Origin of the sequence: Pseudomonas campi, assembly GCF_013200955.2 — a bacterium.
GTDB lineage: Bacteria > Pseudomonadota > Gammaproteobacteria > Pseudomonadales > Pseudomonadaceae > Aquipseudomonas > Aquipseudomonas campi.
Window position 1 is genome coordinate 1,553,046 of sequence record NZ_CP053697.2, and the last position, 19,324, is coordinate 1,572,369.

Below are 19,324 nucleotides of genomic sequence, written 5' to 3' on the forward strand. Positions count from 1 at the left end.
GGACTCCTGTCGATCGAAAGCCCGCACAGCATAGCCTTATCGATGGGGCTATTGGGGCTGGCAGCATGCTGTGGCAGCGCCACGGCTGGTCAGATGAACGGGTAGTGGCTGGGCGCCACTGTACTTTCAGGCCAGGCGCTGGCGCAGCTGACCGAGTTGCTCGTCGATCAGTGGGGTCAGCAGGCTGAAGCATTCCGCCGGCGCTATGGCGACCCGTGGCGGATCGATCAATTGCCGCCGCAGGCTCTCCAGCGCCCGGGCCAGGGCCGTGTTGCGGCTGGCGCGTGATTGCAGGCGCAGGCTCAGGTAGCGCAGTTGCACCTGCAGGGGCAATGGGCAGCGCTCGGCGCTGGCGCCACGCACGGCCAGGCCGCGCAGACGCGCCAGCTCTTCCAGCTCCCGGCAGCTGCGGGCGATGCCCAGATCGCTGTGCGGCGGGCCGCTCAGGCGCAGCTCGAACAGCTGGATCAAGGTCAGCAAGCGCTCGATCAGGCGGCAGTGGCCGTCGAAGTCGCCCGCTTGCTGTTGCAGTGCTCGCCAGGCCGGCTGTAGCTCGGCCAGTTCGCCGGCGGCGCCGGGCAGGCTGCGCCACAGGCCATCCAGTTCCAGGGCCAGGTTGCGGCACTGGTTGCGCGCATCGCTGCTGTTCTGGCCACCGAGGCCGCGATGTTTTTGCAGGCGCTGCAGCAGTTCCAGGCTGTGTACCAGCGCTTGCTGCAGGGCTTGCTGGCGTTGCCGGGTCTGGCGGCGGGCGATGGACTGCTGGAGCAGTATCAGTACCAGCAGGGAGCCGAGGGTGCCGGCCAGGGCCAGGGTGGTCAGGCTCATGGTTTGGCTCCCTGGGTCAGGCGCGTCAGGTAGTGGGTTAGGTCATGCAGTTCGCGGTTCTGCGTGCTCTGTTGACTGAGCGCTGCACCGATCTCGTGCAACTGCTGGTTGAGTGACTGATTGGCCTGGGTGTGTTCGCTGAGGGCCTGGCGCATCACCCCGAAACTTTGCAGGTTCTGCGTGCTGAAGTCGGCTTGCTGCTGCAGCCGGTTGGCCAGTGCCAGGCTCTGCTGGCAGCCGTTGGCGAGCAGCTGCTGGTGCTCGTCGACCTCCAGCTGCACATGCTGCACGGCCTGGCCGATGGCGCCGACTGCGCCGGTGATTTCCACGGCTGCAGCCGAGGTGGATTGCGCCAGGTTGCGCACTTCTTCGGCAACCACGGCGAAACCACGGCCCTGCTCGCCGGCCCGAGCGGCCTCGATGGACGCGTTGAGGGCGAGCAGTTGAGTCTGCTTGGCCAGGGCCTGAATCAGCTGCACGGACTGCTCGACGGCGGCGCTGTGTTGCAGCAACTGGCGCACCGCCGCGGCGGTGCGACCCAGGCTGAGCTGGATGCTTTGCATCTCGTTGCCCACTGATTGGGCGTCCTGGCGGCCGCTATCACTCATTTGGTGCATGCGCTCGAAGGCCTGTAGCGCCTGTTCGGCCAGGTCGCCGATATGCAGCAGGGTCTGGCTGATTTCCTCGCTGGCGGTGGCAATCATGTTGACCCGTAGGCTCTGTGCCTCGCCCTGTTGTTCGGTCTGTTCGGCCATGTGTTCCAGCGACTGGGCGGCGAACTGCACTTCGCTGCGCAGGCGTTCTGCGCCGCGCTGTTCATCGTCGCATTTGACCAGCAGGTGGCTGCGCTCGGCCTGTCCGCCGAACAGCTGCGCCAGCTGTTGCAGCAGATGTTGTTGCTCCTGTTGTTGGCGTCGCCAGCTGAGGCTTTGCGCGCTGCCCAGGTAAAACAGGATGAGCAGCAGGCAGACGGCTGCTGTGCTCTGGTCGAGCAGCGCCAGCAGGGTGCTGGCCAGTGCCAGCCCCAGTAACAGCAAGGCACGCATGGGGCCGCAGCGTTGCAGGCAATAGATACCGAGTTCGAGCATGAGAGTTGTCCAGCTGGGCAGAATAATGCCCAGGGCGAAGCAAGATGCTGGCCAGCATCCATTCGTCGCAACCTCTGCCGATGTCTTGTTGCAACTAGGTGCAACCCGATAAAGTGCGCCTTTGCTCTTGGTCGGTGAAGAGAATGCTCAACGCCCGTCTGCTGTGTCTGGACAACCAGGCCCATGAACATGCCCACGACTATCACCAACTGGTGATGTCGCTCTCCGGGCGCGCGGAATTCGAGGTCAATGGCCGTGGTGGCGAGGTTTGCCGCATGCGCGCCTGCCTGGTGCCGGGCGATGCCGAGCACCAGTTCGCCGGCATGGGCGAGAACCGCATGCTGATCCTCGACCTCGATGAACAGGACACCCCGGCGGAAGATCTGCAGCTGCTGGCCCAGCTGTTTGAAAGCCCGCGCTACCCGGCGCTGGATGCCGATTTCCAGAACCTGCTGAGCTATGCCGGTGCCGAACTGGCCCGTTATGGCAGCGACCCGCATCTGGCCCGCGCCCTCGGCGGCGTACTGCTGCGTGCCCTGCACTTGCGTCTGTTCGGCAAGCAGGCCGCTGCGCCGGCAGGCGCCTTGGATGTCGAGCGGCTCGACCGCTATATTGCCGAACACCTGGCGCGGCGCATTACGGTGATCGAACTGGCCCAGGTGGCCTGCCTCAGCCCTAGCCATTTCCATGCGCAGTTCAAGGACAGCCTCGGCCTGACGCCGCACCAGTACCTGCTGAAAACCCGCCTCGATCGCGCCGCCCGCCTGCTACGCGAGAGCCCGCTGCCGCTGGTACGGATCGCCGAGGAGTGCGGTTTCTCCAGCCAGAGCGCGCTGACCACGGCCATGCGCCGCTATCTGGGCCTTACGCCCAAGCGCCTGCGCAACCAGTAGGAGCGAGCTCTGCTCGCGAACATTGGCACTACCGTCTGGTTGGTTCTGACACGGCGCTGCCATTCGCGAGCAGAGCTCGCTCCTACATATCCGACTCTTAATCGCCGCTGGCCACCGGACGCGTCGGGTCAGTGATCCACTCGCTCCAGGAGCCGGCATACAGCGGCGCCAGCGGGTAACCGGCCAGGCTCAGGGCGAACAGGTTGTGACAGGCCGTCACCCCCGAACCGCAGTAGGCCACCAGGGCTTCCACCGGCTTGTCGCCGAGCAGGGTGGCGAAGCGCTGCTGCAGCTGTGCGGTCGGCAGGAAGCGCCCGTCGCTGCCGAGGTTGTCGGTGAATACTGCGCACTGCGCGCCGGGGATATGTCCGGCGACCGGGTCCAGCGGCTCTACTTCGCCCCTAAAGCGCGGCAGGGCGCGGGCGTCGAGCAGAGTCAGCTCGCTGTTGCCGAGACGCTGCTGCAGTTGTTGGGCATCCAGCAGCAGGCGCTGGTCCGGCTGGCCGCTGAAGTCGCCGCGCGGCAGGCTTGGCAGGTTGCTGTCGAGGGGTAGGCCGGCGTCTTTCCAGGCTTTCAGCCCGCCATCCAGCAGGTACACACCGTCGCGCTTGCCCAGCCAGGCCAGTAGCCACCAGGCGCGTGCGGCGAAAGCAGCGGGGCCGTCGTCGTACAGCACCACGTCGCTGTCCTGGCTGATGCCCCAGGCGCGCAGCTGGTCTTGCAGTTGCTGGGTATTCGGCAACGGGTGGCGCCCGGTCACGCCCTTGAGTATCGGGCCGGACAGATCGCGTTCCAGGTCGGCGAACTGCGCGCCGGGGATATGCCCCTCGCTGTAACTGCGTGCGCCATAACCGGGGTCGTCGAGGGCGAAGCGGCAATCGAGGATCACCAGTCTCGGCTGGTTCAGGCGGACCTGTAGTTGGGCGGGGCTAAGCAGTTGCGCGAGCGGCATGGGGACTCCGTTGGCGGGCTTGAGGCTATTAACCATGGGGCGACCTGCTGTCGCCCCGTGCGGCACTGGAATCAGCGATATTGCAGTTTGCCGATGCGATCGTTGTCCAGGCTGCCGAAGTAGAGGAAGTTACCCACCGGCTTGACCGAAGTGACCATGCGCAGGTGCGTGCCGCTGGTGTCATGCAGGCTCTGCACGATCTCACCTTTCTCATTGAGCGAAATGGCCAGGCCATAATTGGCCGGCTTGGGCCACATCGAGCGCGGCAGCTTGGCCAGCTGGGTCTTCAGCCAGGGCTGGTTCTGCAGGAAGTCGGCGTCGGCCTTGCGCGGCGTGGGCAAGGCCACCCAGAAGGTACCGGCGCGGTCGCCCTGCAGGTTGTCCGGCATGCCCGGCAGGTTGTCGATGAACACATCATGGCTGCCGGCCTTGTCGCCCTTCAGCCAATAGCGGGTGATGCGGTAGCGGTAGGTTTCGTTGACCAGCACGAAGTCTTCGTTCTGCGATAGCGCTACGCCGTTGGCGAAATACAGGTCCTTGAGCAGGGTCTCGCTCTTGCCGGTGGCTGGATCGTAGCGCAGCAGGCGACCGTAGGGGCGGCCTTCGAGCAGGTCGAGCAGGTAATCCGGTTGCTGGAACTTGCTCGAGGCATCGCTGAAATAGATGCGCCCGTCGCTGGCGATATCGACATCGTCGGTGAAGGCGAACGGCACGCCGTCGGCCTCGGTGCTGAGCACTTCGATCTGCCCGGCCGGGCTGATGCGCAACAGGCCCTTGTAGGCGTCAGCGACGATCAGGTTGCCTTTGGCATCGAAGTCCATGCCCAGCGGGCGGCCGCCGGTGGCGGTGAGCACGTCGAGGCTGCCGTCTTCGGCAATGCGCACGATGCGCCCGTCATGCAGGCCGGCATAGACGCGGCCCAGGGCGTCCACGGCGGTGTCTTCCGGGCCGTGAATCTCGCCCTTGGCCAGCAGCTCGGCCTTCATCAGGGTGTCGTTGGGCTCCAGTGCACCGGTCATCAGCGGAGCCACCGGCGGTTGCCAGGCCAGCGGGTCTATGGTGTTCGGCGTGAGCGCCAGGTAGCCCGCCGCGCCAGCGATCAGTAGGGCCAGCAGGCCGAGGAGTTTTTTCATCGTTATTCTTCCCTGTACTGAGGTGGGGCGGCAGTGTAACCCGAGTAGCGGGCCGCTGCGGGGTACTGGAATATTTGGGTATAAGCCAGACGTTCTACGGTGGCAAATGCCCGGCCTGCGTGCCGGGCATATATACTGCGCGGCATTGCCCAAGGAGTGCCGCGTGGCTATCGATATTCAGTGGATCCTCGACGACGCCAGCCTGGCCCGTCACTGCGCCGACTGGCGGCGTTTGCCGTTCGTTGCCCTCGACACCGAGTTCATGCGGGTCGACACCTTCTACCCGATCGCCGGCCTGCTGCAGGTGGGTGATGGCCAGCACGCCTTCCTCGTCGACCCGCTGACTATCAGCGACTGGTCGCCGTTTGCCGAGTTGCTGGAAGATCAGGCCGTGGTCAAGGTGCTGCATGCCTGCAGCGAAGACCTGGAAGTGTTCCTGCGCCTGACCGGCAGCCTGCCGAACCCGTTGTTCGATACCCAGTTGGCCGCCGGCTACCTCAACCTGGGCTTCTCCATGGGCTATTCGCGCCTGGTGCAGGAGGTGCTAGGCATCGAACTGCCCAAGGGCGAGACCCGTTCCGACTGGTTGCAGCGCCCGTTGTCGCCGACCCAGATTAGCTACGCCGCCGAGGATGCCCAGCACCTGGCCGAGTTGTATCTGGTGCTGCAGCCCAAACTGTCCGCCGACAAACACGCCTGGGTGCTGGAAGACGGCGCCGAGCTGGTCAGCAACCTGCGCCGCGAAGTCGACCCGGATCTGCTCTACCGCGAAGCCAAGCTGGCCTGGAAACTGTCACGCCAGCAGCTGGCGGTGATGCGCGCTCTGTGTGCCTGGCGCGAACGCCAGGCGCGGGTGCGCAACCAGCCGCGCAATCACATCATCCGCGAGCACTCGCTGTGGCCGCTGGCCAAGACCCAGCCGGACAACCTGGTAGCCCTGGCGCGCATCGAAGAGATGCACCCGAAAACCGTGCGCCGGGATGGCGAAACCCTGCTACAGCTGATCCAGGAAGCCGCTGCGTTGCCGCCCGAGCAGTGGCCCGAAGCCCTGCCGCAGCCGCTGCCGCTGGAGTCCACTGCGCTGCTGAAGCAGCTGCGCGTGGTCGGCCAGCGTGAGGCCGAGCGCCTGCAGATCGCTCCGGAACTGATGCTGCGCAAGAAATCCCTCGAGGCCCTGCTGAAAAGCGGTTACCCGAATGGCCCTTACCAGCTGCCGGACAACCTGCGTGGCTGGCGCCGTGAACTGATGGGCGCCGCGTTATTGGCCGCCCTGGAAAACTGAAATGAAGAAAATCTGTTCGATCTACCGCAGCCCACGCAAAAACGAGATGTACCTCTACGTGCTCAAGGCCGATGCGCTGAAGCGTGTACCGGAGGGTCTCCTGGCCGCTTTCGGTACGCCACAGCTGGCCTTCAGCCTGATCCTTACGCCGGAGAAACCGCTGGCCCGTGAGGACATCCACAAGGTCCTGGAGAACCTCGAAACCCAGGGCTATCACCTGCAGATGCCGCCACCGGAAGACGACTACATCGAACACCTGCCGGAAGAGCTGCTGCGCCGCAACGACCCGGTCTGATGCGCGTTCTGCTCGCCGAACAGGCCCAGGCCGACTACGCCGAGCTGCTGCACGCCGCCGCGCCGCAGTTGCAACTGGTCTGTAGTGATGAGCAGGAGCTGGCCCGCCAGGCCGCCAGTTGCCCGGTCTGGCTCGGCCAGCCGGATCTGCTGGTGCCCCTGTTGCGCCAGGGCCACCGGCCGCAGTGGCTGCAGTCGACCTGGGCCGGTATCACCCCGCTGCTGGCGGCCGACTTGCCGCACGATTACCAGCTGAGCAGGGCAGTCGGCATCTTTGGCCAGGTCATGGCCGAATACGTGCTGACCTACCTGCTGACCCATCGCCGCCGTCTGCTGCCACGCCTGGCCAGCCAGGTGGAGCAGCGCTGGGATAATCTGCCGCCGCCCAGTCTGCGCGGCATGCGCGTGCTGATCGTCGGTGCCGGCGATATTGGCTGCGAGGTGGCACGCTTCTTAGCGCCGTTCGGCGTCGAGCTGCGCGGCATTGCACGTACTCCACGAGCCATCGAGCCGTTCACCGAGATACGCGGCATGGATGGCCTGGCCGAGCTGGCCGGTTGGGCCGAGGTGCTGATCAACCTGCTGCCGGACACCCCGGCTACCCGCGATATCTATGACGCCGCCCTGTTTGCGCGGATGGCGCCGCAGGCTCTGTTCATCAATGCCGGGCGCGGCGTAGCGGTGGTCGATGAGGATCTGCTGGCCGCCCTGCATGCTGGCCTGCTGGCAGGCGCGGTACTCGATGTCTGCCGTCAGGAGCCTTTGCCGCCGGGTCATCCGTTCTGGAACGCGCCGCGTCTGCTGCTCAGCGGGCACAGCTCGGCGCCGACCGAACCGGCGGCGATGATTGGCCTGTTCCTCGACAACCTGCAGCGCTTCCAGGCCGGGCAGGGGCTGCGCGGCCTGGTGGGTTTTTCCCGCGGTTACTAGGGGCTCAGCGAATCAGCATCGACGCGGCAGCAGCCACCATGATGGCCGCCGCGCCGCGGAACAGCTGCTGTTGCGCGCGCTGGCTCGACAGCAGGTGGCGGATGCGCACGGCGGCGATAATAAATAGCGCACCGACGCTCAGCAGCACCACGATGGTCAGTGGCACCAGCATCAGTCCCCAGGTCTGTAGCGAAACCATTTCCAGGTTGATCACCAGCGGTAAAAGCGCCAGATAGAAGGCAATGGTCTTTGGATTGCCCAGGGTAATGGTCAATCCGGATATCGCCGCCGACAGCAGTTCCTTCTTCTTTGCCGGCTTGCCCACTTCGATCGCCTGATGATTGGCGAACCAGAATTGCCAGGCCAGGTAGCACAGGTACAGCGCCGCTCCCCAGCGCACCAGTTGGAACAGCGCATTGAAGTGCTCGGCGATCATCGCCAGGCCAAAAACGGCAAATGACAGGTAGGTCAGATCACCGAGGATCAACCCAGACAGCAGGCAAAAGCCCGATAACGCACCACCGCTGACGCTTCGTGCGACCAGCGCCGCCATGCCGGGGCCGGGAATGGCGGCAGCAATGCCCAGCGCTATCGAGTAGGTCAGTACTTGGGTCAGGTCGAGCATGTGGCACACCTCAGGTTATTTATTATTGTTTTGTACGAAGGCTCACGCCTGCGCACGCAATACCGTCAAAGGTTTCAACGGGACGTGGCGACCCACTGCCTGATGACTTCGCGGGAGAAGACCAGGTCCTGCACCGCCAATCCGACCGACTTGAAGATCGTCACACCCGGTCCCTGTGCGCGGACGTCATCGGCCGAGAGTGTGCCGATCTCCATCCCGACCTCTTCGCCAGACAACAGGCCTTTGTGCACGGCCTTGATCACGCATTCGGCTGCGGCAAGCACCGCTGGGTTGCTGTCAGTGAACAAGGCGCTGCCCTGGTAAATGTCTTCATGCAGCTCCTGGAAACCGAGAGCCGAAGAGCCGATTGCGTTGACATGGCAGCGCTCCGGCAGATCAGCACGGGCCAGAATGGGCGCGCGAGCGGCCGTGGTGGTACAGATGATGTCGCTGGCGTGCACGGCCTCGGCCACCGTGGCGCAAATCGAGACCGGCAAATCACCGGTGCGTTTGCTCCAGGCTGCAAACTCCTCGCATGCGGCTTCGCTACGCCCCCATACGGAGACTTGCCGGATGGGCCTCACGGCCCGCATTGCCAACAGGTGGGCCCGCGCTTGCAAACCGGTGCCCAGAATCGCCACGCGCTGAGCATCGGGGGCCGCAAGAATACGGGTCGCGTGTGCCGAGGCAGCGGCCGTGCGGATCTCGGTGATCGCCCCAGCGTCTACCGCGACGACCGGGGCTACTCCGGCCTCGTCGTAAATCAATACGCTGCCCATATGGGACGGGCCACGGACGTCGGCGTCGAACCTGACCACCACCGACTTCAAGCCGAACCCCTGATAGGGGCCCGACTTGATGTATGCAGGCATTACCCCCATCAACTCGTTCGCGCGCCCGCGGACGATGGTGCGCAATGGCTGCTCTACCTGGCCTGAGGAGTGCAGCCTGAAAGCTTCCTCGCTGAGCCGCAGGCCGAGCTTGAAATTCAGCAGTTTTTTGACCGAGTCGCTGTCCAGATGCAGCATCGTTCAAGCCTCGGCCGTTTGCTTGAGTCCTTGAAAGGCATGCCATTTGAAGCGCTCGTCGATTTCGGTGCCGGCAATGCTGTTCAAGATGGTCGACATGTTCTTCTGCGACACGCCGAGAATCACATCCAGCATGTTCTGTTTGCTGAAGCCGGCTCGCAGGAGCGCATCAATGGCCGGCTTGCTCAGGCTGCCGCGGCAATCAATCACTTCCAGGGTAAAACCGTGCAACGCCAACAGGCGCGCATCCAGGCGGGAAGGCTCATGGGCAAGGGCGTCGACCACGCGCTCATCCACGCCTTTGGCCAGAGCAATGAAGGCGTGGGCCTGGATCGTGTACGCGCAGTGGTTGGCCACGCCGGTGGTTATCCACACCACCGCTTTTTCTTCTTCGGTCAACGAGCTGTCGATAAACAGATCATGTGCGCGCTGGTAGGCGCCCAGTAGCGAAGGGGATTCCGACATGTAGGCACTCTGATTGGGGATCCAGCCAAAGTTGTCGATGGAGCTCTGCAGGAGCGCTTTACTTTTTTCCGGGGTCGAGTCGAGTGTGTGCAGCTTCAAGACAGGCATCATGACCTCAATCAAGGGTAATCAGGTGGTCGCCCAACCCCGCTCGGGATCAGGCAGGGCGCAGCGCTCAGCTGCAGCGCAAGCTGGCCTCGGTCGGCTGCGCGCTCCAGCGGGTAAGCGCGAAGACCGACCAGAGCATGCGGATCGGACGGGTGCTCGAGATGAAATGCAAACCATGGATGCTCGCCGCTACTTCCGTGGTCAGCGCCACATCGACCTCGCCCCTGGCCGCTGCCGCCGCTGCGGCACTGGTGGACAGGGCGAGGATCACGGAGTTGATCTCCAGGCCCTCAGGCAATAGCTCCTCAATCAGGAGCAGCGGCGCAGGGTGGGTGGCCACTGTCAGCTTGTTGGTGGTCAACGGTCCCTTGCTCGCCAACCCGTACAAGGGCGTGTCGAACACGAATGTCGCCACCAGGCTTAGCCGCGGGTCCATATAGAAGTTATGAATCTGCGGATAGGCATTGGCCACGATCAACACCCCTGGGGCGTGTTCGTCCATGCTGGCGCGGGCATGCTCGTAAGAGTCGCTGAGATTGAGCTGTATGCGTGAACCTGGATATCGATGGCCGAACCATTCACTGAAGCAGCCTGCGGCGGCTTCACTGCTGGTCCCGTTGGGGCCCAGGGTGTGGATCAACACCTCGCGCCAATCAGCAACACCCAAGTCCAAAAATTTGCTGTCCATAGTCATGAATCTCCAGAGCAATCAGTCGGATACCGGGCTCAACCAGTGGGCGTATTTACTGTTCAGGCCTTTTACCGTCTGCAGGTAGAGGCTCTTGATCGCAGCGCTAATTTCGCCGACTCCGCTCTCTTGCAGCACGTAGTGGTCGATTTGCGTCACGGGCACGATCTCGACGCCAGTACCGGCCAGGAAGCATTCATCGACTGAAAACAGCTCGGAAAACGAGATGTCTCGCTCGATGACTTGCAAGCCCAGTTCTTCTCGGGCCAGGGTCATCACCGCGTCGCGGGTAATACCCTCAAGAATGTGGGCGCTCAGAGGCGGGGTGATAAGACAGCCGTCTTTTACAACGAAGACATTGGAGGTTGTCGACTCGGCCAGATTGCCGTGCACATTCAGCATCAAGGCATCATCGAACCCATTGCGTTGCGCCGACTCCATGGCCAGCGCTGAATTGGCATAACTACCGGTGATCTTGGCCCGCGCGGGAAGCGAAACATCGGGTATGCGCCGCCAGCTCGAAATGGCGCAGCGAATACCGCCTGCAGGCATGTAGGCGCCCATGGGCAGGGTATTGATCACCAGGCCGTTGCTGACGCCGGTGAGCTTCACGCCAAAACCAACGCCTGGCAGCAACGCCTTCTTGTAGGCCAGGGGCCTGACATAGCTATCGGTGGTTGCCTCGTTGCGCCGCAGCAAGTCGAGGATGATTGCCTTCATCTCGGCGCGTCGCGGCAGGTTTTCCAGTTGCAGCAGCCGGGCCGAATTCTCCAGTCGTTTCAGGTGGTCATCCAGGCGGAAGACATTCAACCCTCCACAACCCGCGACATAGGCGCGAATGCCCTCGAAAACAGCGGTGCCGTAATTGAATGCTTGGGTCGTGACCGGTACCAGGGCTTCTGCAGCCGCTACCACCTGACCTTCGAAGTACACCCAGGGATGAGGGCTGCGCGGGGGCGGCGTGGTAGTGCCGAGCTCGTCTGCCATGCTCAGGCCCTCCGCGCCGCAATCTGCAAGGCGGTTTCGCGCTCGCGGTTGTCGCTACCGCTGCGCTTGTCATGCAGCCTGGCAGCCTTCCAGCTGACCATCGCTGCAGTGCCGGTTACAGCATCGGTGGAGCCTAGGGTGATCTGGGTGCGGGCACCGAGCCTGGCTTGCATGGAGCGGGCAACGGCCTCCAGGTCGTTGTGGGCTGCGCTGTGCTGCTCCAGCTCCAAGGTGACGCTCAACTGATCGACACCCGCCACGCTTTCCACCTGAATGTGGTAATCCAGGCAGCCTTTAAGGTGTTCGAACAGGGCGGCTTCGATGTCGTAGGCGCAGTGGTTGTGGCCGTTGATGACCAAGGTGTCCCTGACCCGTCCGATGGGGATGATCTGCCATTTGCCCTTGTCCATTACCTGCGCCCTGACCATATCCCCGGTGCGATAGCGGATCAGCGGTTTTTGCCCTGGGTAAAGGTGGGTGATCACCAGTTCGCCGGTCATTCTGGCGTTCACAGGCTCCAGCACTTGGCCGGTCAGCGGGTTGATCACCTCATAGATCACGTTCAAGGGAACCGTGCAGAGGTTACCGTCCTTGTCGCTGGCGGCCAGGATCGACGACTCTTGTGAGGCATACATGCAGTTGTACACGGCACTGCCCCAGACATCGCCGATATTGCGCAGCAACGCCGGTGTAGTCAGTTCACCCAGGGTGAAAATCAGTTTTACCCCCAGCGTGGAGGGTTTCTGGCCCTTTTTGAGCAGATGCTTGGCCAGATTGATGGCGACTGCCGGTGTACAGACCAGGGCTGTGATCTTCAGCTCCCGGATCAAGGTGACCGCACGATCCAGCCCCACCACGGGTGAGCGTGGCCACATTTTCACCACGGTGTGGCCCAGGCTGCGACAGACGTCTTCAAAGGTATCGCCGGTCGAGTGCAACTCCGTAGGGCCCATCACGCCGACAATATGTTGCTGAGCGTGGGCGCGAAACAACTCACGGTAACGCAGTATCAGTGGCGTGTTATTGAATATCGAATCCTGTTCGTTGCGCGGACACGGAGTCGCTGCACCCGTAGTGCCGGTGGTTTCGTAGTAAATCCAGGCTTTCTTCAACGAGGCGGCCGCCATGTTGTGGCCCGCTTCGCGCAAATCGTTCTTGGTAGTAAAGGGCAGCTTGCGAAACATCTGCCAGTCCAATGTGTCGATGGCGTTTTTTGACAGAAAAGACAGTGTGTCACGGTAGAACGGCGACTCTGCTCTTACGTAGCGCAGTATCTGTTTAAGGCGCTCAAGTTGAATATGGATCAACTCTCCGGCGGAAATGCCGCCGCGCTCAAACAGTGCATGTTGCTGGTAAGTCGTACGGGCCAACTCCAGAAGTTCCGGCTTGAATAAAGCGTACACTACAACCTCCTTGCTATTTGAACAGTGGAAGATTACCGGTCAACTTGCTGATTTTTTTCTGTGGCCCAATCAAACCAATCGCCACCAATTCGATGGCTGAGCTGTCGGCCTCGGAGATGCGCGTTTCATATTCCTGATAGGTCTTGCAGGATTGCGCCAGAGCACTGAATGGCATGCTATGAATTTCCTCGTCCGCCAGTGCTTTCTCTTGCAGTGCCCGCAGCTGTTCATTGCTGGAAAGTAAAATGGGCAGCGGAGCGTAGATAACACCGGGGTAATTAATATTGTCACGGCTCTGCATATCGGGCCCGACCAGGCCTTCTACCGAGCGTCCCAGGCTGACCCCTATGACGCTGACCGCATTGGCGGCATGTCCTAGCCCAAGGGCGCTGTCGACTACGATTACGCACTTGTGAACAGCAGCATCGAAATTCATTGAGTCCTCCACGACTATCAAGAAGCTTTCAATTCTTCGAATGGCGTCAAGCTGAAGTCAGCCCAACTATTGAATAGCCCGAAAAATTTTGTAGTGTTACTGCCGATATCAATATCAACCACCTGCCAGCTGGCAATCTTCTGCCACTTCTGCACCCCCTGCTGATGGTTGGGGTGAATAAGGAAGGCAGACAGTGCCTGCGGGTTTTCGAACAGCCCCATCACCACGAAGTCCATGGCCTGTTTACGCGTACTGATGTTTCTTCCGCACGTCCAACCGGCTATCTCGTTAATATGCAATGGGTGCTCGCGTGTCGCTGCCTCGGCGTCGATTACTTCGTCGTCGCACCATTGATAGGGTTCATTGAACTTGAAAAAAACCAGATGAAGAATCATTGATCACCCTAGGGTCGCGAGAAAGGTTGCGACCAAGTTTGGTTTATTTGCTCAGCGATGCGTTCTGCATCGATTTTCCGCGTAATAGTCTGAAAAATCCGCGCAGAGAAGTGTCCGTCACAGTAACCATGTGGCGTTCAGGCGAACGATTTCACGAAACTCAGTCTTTCAGAGTTTCCTTGGAGGGTAAGGCGCGGTAACCCCAGTGAGAGAAGTTATGTATATATAAAATAATGAACTTCAGGGGTTCTGAAGTTGGAAAAATGCTACGCCCTTTGGCCGGGAAAAAAATTTCTATTTCAATTGCCAGTAAAACTGAAATAGGTAAAATCCACCTCATTCGCAAGGGATGGTGGAATTTATGACCGAGCAGGCGCTAAATCTGACAGATGTGAAAATCCTTACTGCCCTGCAACAGGACGGCAGGATCACCAATCAGACCTTGGCCGACCACATCGGCATGTCTGCCTCGCCCTGCTGGAGGCGGGTGCGCCAGCTGGAGGAGCATCGCTATATCCAGGGTTACAGGGCGGTGCTGGACCGGCGCAAGATCGGGCTGGGGGTCATGGTGTTCATCCGCATCAACATTGACCGCCACAGTGAAGCCGAAGCGAAGAAGTTCGAACAGGAAGTGATGCAGCTGGAGGATGTGGTGGCGTGCTACAGCATCGGTGGCGACGCCGACTTCCTGTTGCAGGTGGTGGCGCGCGACCTCGATTCGTTTGCTGACTTTGCCATGTCGGTGGTCCGGCAGTTGCCCGGCATCAAGGAGATGCAGAGCATGTTCGTGCTCAAGGAAATCAAGCCTTTCGTGTCCTTTCCGGTCAAGCGCCCTCAGGAAGCCTGAGGGCCTGCGCGGTACGCGTCGTAGCCTGGGCGCCCACCGAGAATGCGAGCACCTTTCAGAAACTGAAACGCTGCAACATGCCCTGCAGGCGCCCGGACATGGCCTGCAGGCCCTGGATGGCCTGGACTATGCCGCCCTGGGCCGCCGAGTTCTCCTCGACGATCTGCGCCACCCGCTCCACGTTCATCGCCACCTGTTCACTGGCTGCGCGCTGCTCCTGCAGGGACATGGAGATGACGTTGACCGCCTGCAGCGACTCGCTTAACGCCGTGCGAATATTCTGCATCGCCGTGCCAGCCTGTTCCACCAGCTGGGTACCGCTGCAGAGGCGCTCGCGGCCGGCGCTCATGCTGCTCTTGGCCTTGTGCATGCCGCTCTGGATCGAGTCGACCAGGCCGACGATCTCCGTGGTCGACTGCGCCGTACGGCTGGCCAGGCCACGCACTTCATCGGCCACCACGGCGAAACCACGACCCTGCTCGCCGGCCCGCGCGGCCTCGATGGCGGCATTCAGGGCCAGCAGGTTGGTCTGCTCGGCGATGCCCTTGATCACGTCGACGATGGCGCTGATGTTGGCCGACTGGTCGGCCAGGTGTTCGATATCCGCCGCGCTCTGCGTCACCAGTTCGGCGATGCCGCGCATTTCCGCGATGGCCGCGGCGGTTACCAGCAGGCCTTCATCACTCAGGCTTCCAGCTTTCTGCGCCATGTCGCGGGTCTGCTGGGCGTTCTCGGCAATCTGGCTGATGCTCACCGCCATCTCTTCCATGGTGGCGGCGATGGCCGAGGCGGTGTCGCTCTGGATATTGGCGCTGTTGAGCACCTGCTCGGAGGAGGCGGCCAGTTGCAGCGAGGCGCATTCGATCTGCTCGGAAGCCTCGCCGATATTGCCGATCATGTCGCGCAGGCCGTGGTGCATGCTCTGCACCGATTTCATCACCCCGGTGCTGGCCTGTTCCAGGCCTGCCTGGGTGGCCAGCTGGCCCTGGGCGATGCGCGCACTGATGGCTTCCAGTTCGCCCGGTTCGGCACCCAGCTGGCGTTTCAGCAGGCGGGCGAAGTACAGCGCCTGGCCCGCACCGAAAAGCAGGGCGAGCAGCAGTACGCCACTGCTCAGCTGCAGGTCGTTGCTATAGGTACGCTGGCCCAGCTCGAACTGGTGTTTGGCTTCCAGCAATTGCACCTCGATCAGTTCGGAGAATTTCGCCGAGAGCGGGTCGATCAGCGGGTAGAGGCGGCTGTCGGCGAATTGCCCTACAGCCACGAGATCGTTTTGCCGCAGCATGCGCTGCAGTTCGCCTAGCGGCTGGTCGGCGTTGGTCATCAGCGGTTTGATCTCGTCGATCAGGCGCGTCTCTTCGGCGATCAGCTGGGTCGCCAGATAGGCCTGCCAGGTTTCGTCGATGCGTTGTTCGGCCTGCTCGATCAACTCTTGTGCCGCTGCCGGGGTGAGGGCACCGCTGCGCGCCTTGTGGGTGGCGTCGACGATGTTCACCGCATACAGGTCGGCGATCAGCTTGAGGTCGCGCAGTGGCACCACGCGATCGAGATAGACGGTTTCCAGGCCGCGTACGGTGGTTTTGAGACCCTGCATGCCGAGCAGGCCGACCAGCAGCAGACCCGCTAACAGGGCAACGACCAGCAGTAACAGATGGGTTCTGATCTTCCAGCTTTTCATGGTTATCTTCCTTGACGAAAGGCAGTCTTCGCAAAGACGTGGCTATAGGCCAGCGCTGCGTTCAGCCTAGACCAGATCTGCCTGATTTCAGTAAAAAGCTGTAATTCTGGTCAGTAAAATTACCGAATGAAAAACCGCGTCTGAATTGCCTGGCCGCTACGCCAACCATCAGTCGCCCGCGCTTGGCCCCTTCTCGCACAAGGGCTAGACTGCCGGCCTTTTAACCCTCGTAGCTTGTCATGGCCGCCAAAGTCGAACCCTTCTGGAAACGCAAGACTCTCGCCCAGCTCGACCAGGACGAGTGGGAGTCGCTGTGCGACGGCTGCGGCCTGTGCTGCCTGCAGAAGCTCGAAGACGAGGATGACGGCAGCGTCTACTACACGCGTATCGCCTGCAAATTGCTGGATATGCAGACCTGCCGCTGCACCGACTACAGTAATCGCCGCGCCCAGGTGCCGGACTGCATCCAGCTCACCCCCGCGCAGGCCGACCAGTTCCAGTGGCTGCCGCCGACCTGTGGCTACCGCCTGGTCAGCGAGGGCAAGGACCTGCCGCTCTGGCACCATCTGGTCTGTGGCGACCGCGATGCGGTGCATCACGAACGTATTTCCCAGTCCGGACGCATGCTCAGCGAAAACAGCGTGGCCGAGGATGACTGGGAGGATTACCTGATTTTCCGCGCCGGTTGAGCCTTTCGCGCTGGCGATAGGTCTATACCTGCTCACGCATGGAGCTTGCACAATGCCCGCCCGTCTCAAACTGCTGTCCGCCACCCTCCTGCTGAGCCTGAGCGCACCGCTCTGGGCGGCGAAGAAAATCGACCTCGATTACCACGTGCGCTTTCTCCCAGAAAGCGACCAGGCCGAAGTCAGCCTGACCCTGGAGCAGGCCGATCTGGTGCGTAGCCTGACTTTCGATCTGGGCGACAAGGACTACTACAGCGACTTCCAGGCCGATGGCAGCTGGCAGCTGGATGGCGCCGAGAAAGGTATCTGGCAGCCGGGCAAGGGCCAGAGCAAGCTCAGTTACAAGGTGCGCATCAGCCATCCGCGCAAATCCGGCAGCTTCGATGCGCGGATGACCAAGGATTGGGCGCTGCTGCGCGGCGATAACCTGGTGCCCAGTGCACACCTGATCAAGGACGACAGCATCGAGCTGGTTGCGCGCCTGCAGTTCGAACTGCCAAAAGGCTGGAAGGGCGTCGAGACCGGCTGGCCGCGTATCGGCGAGAACCGTTTCCGCATCGACAACCCGACGCGCAAGCTGGATCGCCCGACCGGCTGGATCCTCGCCGGCAAGATCGGCAGCCGCCGCGCCCAGCTCGGCGATACCGACGTGACCGTGGCCGCCCCGGTGGGCGAAGGGCTGCGGCGGATGGACATCATTACCCTGCTGACCTTCGTCTGGCCGGAAGCCCAGGCGGTATTCCCGCGTGATCCGGCCAAGCTGCTGATCGTCGGCGCTGGCGACCCGATGTGGCGTGGCGGCCTGTCGGCGCCCAATTCGCTGTTCATGCACAGTGACCGCCCACTGGTCAGCGAGAACGGCACCAGTTCCCTGGTGCACGAGCTGGTCCATGTGTTCAGCCGCATCCGTGATACCGACAAGAGCGACTGGATCAGCGAAGGCATCGCCGAGTACTACGCCATCGAACTGATGCGCCGTGCCGGCGGCATGAGCGAAGACCGTTACCAGGCCATCCGCAAGAAGCTGATTGGCTGGAGCAAGTCGGTCAAGACCCTGCGCACCGAGGAGTCCAGCGGGCCGATCACCGCCCGTGCAGTGTTGCTGCTGCAGGAGCTGGATCGGGAAATCCGCAAGAGCACCAACAACCAGCGCTCTCTGGACGACGTTACCCGCGGCCTGATGCGCCTGGACAAGGCCAGCACCAAGGACCTGATCGAGATGAGCGAGAACGTCATGGGGCACGCGTCGGATGTGCTGGATAGCCCGTTGTTGCGCTAAGCCAGGACTACTCCTGTGAGCGGCGTCAGTCGCTCATTTTAGAACAACGGCCCCGAGCGGGTGTTGTTGCCTTTTGCCAGGCGGTCGTAGAGCACCACGTTGACCGTGGCCGCCAGGTTCATGCAGCCATTGGTGGGGATGTAGACCACTTCGTCGCCACACCAGTCGCGGATTTCCTTGTCCAGCGAGCCGTCTTCCGGGCCGAAGATGTACAGCGCGCGGTCCGGGTGGGTGTAGTCGGGCAGGGCGCGGGCGCCTTCCACCAGTTCCACTGCCACTGGCGTGCAGCCGAGCGGCACGATGCGGCGCAGGTCGTCGATATTGATCAGCGGAATGTCCTGGTGGACCTTCTTGGTGTCGGTGACGAAGTCCTTGGCGCGGTCATAGCGGGTGCCGGTGTAGAACACCGAGCTGACGCCGTAGCAGCCGGCGGCGCGCATGATCGAACCGACGTTCTCCGGTGACTTGGGGTTGAACAGGCCGATGCAGCTGTATCGTTTGTTGGCCACGGTGAGGCTCGCGCAAAAAAGACGCGATTATACGGCTGCGCCTAGTGTTGTGCTGCCCGCTAGTCCTTTTTCAGCAGGCTGGCCAGGTCACCGAAGGCCTTGTAGGTGGTCTTGGCTGCCTGCGGCGAGGCGGTTGAGCCTTCGGCGAAGTACTGCTGGTCGGTGTAGCGCGAGTGCTCGTTGTCATGACAGAACAGGCACAGCAGCTCCCAGTTGGAGCCATCCTGCGGGTTGTTGTCATGGTTGTGGTCGCGGTGGTGCACGGTCAGCTCGCTCAGGCGCTTGCCGCTGAACTCGCGGGCACAGCGGCCGCAGACGTGCGGGTACATCTTCAGGGCTTTCTGCCGGTAATCTGCTTCGGCCTTGGCCGATAGGGTGTAGCTGGGATTGCTGCTCATGACAGGACCTGTGGTCGGGTGGCGAACGCGAGCGTTCCGATGCTGCCAGAATAAAGCCAAAGTCCACGAAGCTGGAGCCCCTGCATGCGTCTTTTTCTTATGTTCGCCTTGTGCGTCGGCCTGCTGCAGATCGCTCCGCTGTCGGCCGCAGATCTGTTAGGCCGTCCGGCTGCTGGTTCACCCGGTACGGCAACACCGCAGCCGTACAGCCAGCCGCAGGTTCGCCCGCTGGGTAACAGCAACCGCAATCCACCGCTGCTCAACAGTCCGTCGCAAAACCGCCAAATGGCGCCGCCACAACCCTTACCCAAGGATCGACCGTTGCCGCAGTTGGAACCGCAGCGCCAGGCCAATCCGCAGCATCCGGCGGAGCAGCTGGATTAGTCAGGCGC

Annotated in this window: 22 protein-coding genes and 1 pseudogene; 8 read left to right on the top strand and 15 right to left on the bottom strand. The window is 62.1% G+C overall.

The window, feature by feature from the left end; translation table 11 throughout:
• Nucleotides 1–126: 126 nt before the first annotated feature.
• Nucleotides 127–828, bottom strand: a complete 702-nt coding sequence (locus tag HNE05_RS07150) for a hypothetical protein (protein ID WP_173204896.1) — start codon at nt 826–828, stop codon at nt 127–129.
• Nucleotides 825–1,916: a methyl-accepting chemotaxis protein gene (locus HNE05_RS07155; RefSeq protein ID WP_173204899.1), complete on the bottom strand. Its 1,092-nt coding sequence runs from the start codon at nt 1,914–1,916 to the stop codon at nt 825–827. The genes HNE05_RS07150 and HNE05_RS07155 overlap by 4 nt, the downstream gene beginning before the upstream one ends.
• 143 nt (nt 1,917–2,059) lie before the next feature.
• Between HNE05_RS07155 and HNE05_RS07160 the strand changes: the two genes are divergently transcribed.
• Nucleotides 2,060–2,809, top strand: coding sequence for an AraC family transcriptional regulator (locus HNE05_RS07160; protein WP_173204901.1), 750 nt, complete (start codon nt 2,060–2,062; stop codon nt 2,807–2,809).
• 97 nt (nt 2,810–2,906) lie between these two features.
• Here the strand turns inward: HNE05_RS07160 and HNE05_RS07165 are convergent, their stop codons facing one another.
• Together HNE05_RS07165 and HNE05_RS07170 are read right to left on the bottom strand one after the other, a co-directional pair.
• Complete coding sequence (locus HNE05_RS07165) at nt 2,907–3,761, bottom strand: sulfurtransferase (RefSeq protein ID WP_173204903.1); 855 nt, start codon at nt 3,759–3,761, stop codon at nt 2,907–2,909.
• 71 nt (nt 3,762–3,832) lie between these two features.
• Nucleotides 3,833–4,894 (bottom strand): SMP-30/gluconolactonase/LRE family protein, encoded by a 1,062-nt coding sequence (locus tag HNE05_RS07170; RefSeq protein ID WP_173204905.1) that lies wholly within the window; start codon nt 4,892–4,894, stop codon nt 3,833–3,835.
• A gap of 163 nt (nt 4,895–5,057) precedes the next feature.
• Here HNE05_RS07170 and rnd point away from each other — a divergent pair, with 163 nt between their 5' ends.
• The 3 genes from rnd to HNE05_RS07185 are packed head-to-tail and all read left to right on the top strand — an operon-like array spanning nt 5,058 to nt 7,400.
• Entirely contained in the window at nt 5,058–6,176 is a 1,119-nt protein-coding gene (rnd, locus tag HNE05_RS07175; RefSeq protein ID WP_173204906.1) for a ribonuclease D, read from the top strand.
• Between the two features lies 1 nt (nt 6,177).
• Complete coding sequence (locus HNE05_RS07180; RefSeq protein WP_173204907.1) at nt 6,178–6,471, top strand: YcgL domain-containing protein; 294 nt, start codon at nt 6,178–6,180, stop codon at nt 6,469–6,471.
• Nucleotides 6,471–7,400, top strand: a complete 930-nt coding sequence (locus HNE05_RS07185; RefSeq protein WP_173204908.1) for a D-2-hydroxyacid dehydrogenase — start codon at nt 6,471–6,473, stop codon at nt 7,398–7,400. The genes HNE05_RS07180 and HNE05_RS07185 overlap by 1 nt, the downstream gene beginning before the upstream one ends.
• Nucleotides 7,401–7,404: 4 nt before the next feature.
• Here the strand turns inward: HNE05_RS07185 and HNE05_RS07190 are convergent, their stop codons facing one another.
• The 8 genes from HNE05_RS07190 to HNE05_RS07225 all read right to left on the bottom strand — a co-directional run bounded on the left by HNE05_RS07190 (nt 7,405) and on the right by HNE05_RS07225 (nt 13,535).
• Nucleotides 7,405–8,025, bottom strand: a complete 621-nt coding sequence (locus HNE05_RS07190) for a LysE family translocator (protein WP_173204909.1) — start codon at nt 8,023–8,025, stop codon at nt 7,405–7,407.
• Nucleotides 8,026–8,099: 74 nt separating this feature from the next.
• Nucleotides 8,100–9,053 (bottom strand): ornithine cyclodeaminase family protein, encoded by a 954-nt coding sequence (locus HNE05_RS07195; protein WP_173204911.1) that lies wholly within the window; start codon nt 9,051–9,053, stop codon nt 8,100–8,102.
• A gap of 3 nt (nt 9,054–9,056) precedes the next feature.
• Nucleotides 9,057–9,629: a carboxymuconolactone decarboxylase family protein gene (locus HNE05_RS07200; protein ID WP_240008831.1), complete on the bottom strand. Its 573-nt coding sequence runs from the start codon at nt 9,627–9,629 to the stop codon at nt 9,057–9,059.
• 64 nt (nt 9,630–9,693) lie between these two features.
• A complete protein-coding gene (locus tag HNE05_RS07205) occupies nt 9,694–10,314 on the bottom strand; it encodes a bacilysin biosynthesis protein BacA (RefSeq protein WP_173204913.1) in 621 nt (206 codons plus the stop codon).
• A 21-nt stretch (nt 10,315–10,335) separates the two neighbouring features.
• A complete protein-coding gene (locus HNE05_RS07210) occupies nt 10,336–11,301 on the bottom strand; it encodes a branched-chain amino acid transaminase (RefSeq protein ID WP_173204915.1) in 966 nt (321 codons plus the stop codon).
• A gap of 2 nt (nt 11,302–11,303) precedes the next feature.
• The gene (locus tag HNE05_RS07215; protein WP_173204918.1) at nt 11,304–12,704 is read right to left on the bottom strand and encodes a phenylacetate--CoA ligase family protein; all 1,401 of its coding nucleotides are present in this window, start codon (nt 12,702–12,704) and stop codon (nt 11,304–11,306) included.
• Between the two features lie 13 nt (nt 12,705–12,717).
• Nucleotides 12,718–13,140 (bottom strand): DUF2000 domain-containing protein, encoded by a 423-nt coding sequence (locus tag HNE05_RS07220; RefSeq protein WP_173204921.1) that lies wholly within the window; start codon nt 13,138–13,140, stop codon nt 12,718–12,720.
• Between the two features lie 17 nt (nt 13,141–13,157).
• Nucleotides 13,158–13,535, bottom strand: coding sequence for a Dabb family protein (locus HNE05_RS07225; RefSeq protein ID WP_173204924.1), 378 nt, complete (start codon nt 13,533–13,535; stop codon nt 13,158–13,160).
• A 361-nt stretch (nt 13,536–13,896) separates the two neighbouring features.
• Between HNE05_RS07225 and HNE05_RS07230 the strand changes: the two genes are divergently transcribed.
• Nucleotides 13,897–14,382 carry an Lrp/AsnC family transcriptional regulator gene (locus tag HNE05_RS07230; RefSeq protein WP_173204927.1) on the top strand — a complete coding sequence of 162 codons (486 nt, stop codon included), beginning with the start codon at nt 13,897–13,899 and terminating at the stop codon, nt 14,380–14,382.
• Between the two features lie 55 nt (nt 14,383–14,437).
• Here HNE05_RS07230 and HNE05_RS07235 read toward each other — a convergent pair whose 3' ends face one another.
• The gene (locus HNE05_RS07235) at nt 14,438–16,060 is read right to left on the bottom strand and encodes a methyl-accepting chemotaxis protein (protein WP_173204930.1); all 1,623 of its coding nucleotides are present in this window, start codon (nt 16,058–16,060) and stop codon (nt 14,438–14,440) included.
• 239 nt (nt 16,061–16,299) lie between these two features.
• On the opposite strand from HNE05_RS07235, the gene HNE05_RS07240 reads away from it, so the two are divergent.
• Nucleotides 16,300–16,749 carry a YcgN family cysteine cluster protein gene (locus HNE05_RS07240; RefSeq protein WP_173204934.1) on the top strand — a complete coding sequence of 150 codons (450 nt, stop codon included), beginning with the start codon at nt 16,300–16,302 and terminating at the stop codon, nt 16,747–16,749.
• 52 nt (nt 16,750–16,801) lie between these two features.
• Complete coding sequence (locus HNE05_RS07245) at nt 16,802–18,025, top strand: hypothetical protein (protein ID WP_173204937.1); 1,224 nt, start codon at nt 16,802–16,804, stop codon at nt 18,023–18,025.
• Between the two features lie 38 nt (nt 18,026–18,063).
• On the opposite strand, the gene HNE05_RS07250 is transcribed toward HNE05_RS07245, so the two are convergent.
• Complete coding sequence (locus HNE05_RS07250; RefSeq protein WP_173204940.1) at nt 18,064–18,534, bottom strand: RNA methyltransferase; 471 nt, start codon at nt 18,532–18,534, stop codon at nt 18,064–18,066.
• A gap of 59 nt (nt 18,535–18,593) precedes the next feature.
• Nucleotides 18,594–18,893 (bottom strand): annotated as a pseudogene (locus HNE05_RS07255) (YajD family HNH nuclease); the annotation flags it as partial.
• A 123-nt stretch (nt 18,894–19,016) separates the two neighbouring features.
• Here HNE05_RS07255 and HNE05_RS07260 point away from each other — a divergent pair.
• Nucleotides 19,017–19,316 (top strand): hypothetical protein, encoded by a 300-nt coding sequence (locus HNE05_RS07260; protein ID WP_173204946.1) that lies wholly within the window; start codon nt 19,017–19,019, stop codon nt 19,314–19,316.
• The last annotated feature ends 8 nt before the right edge of the window (nt 19,317–19,324 follow it).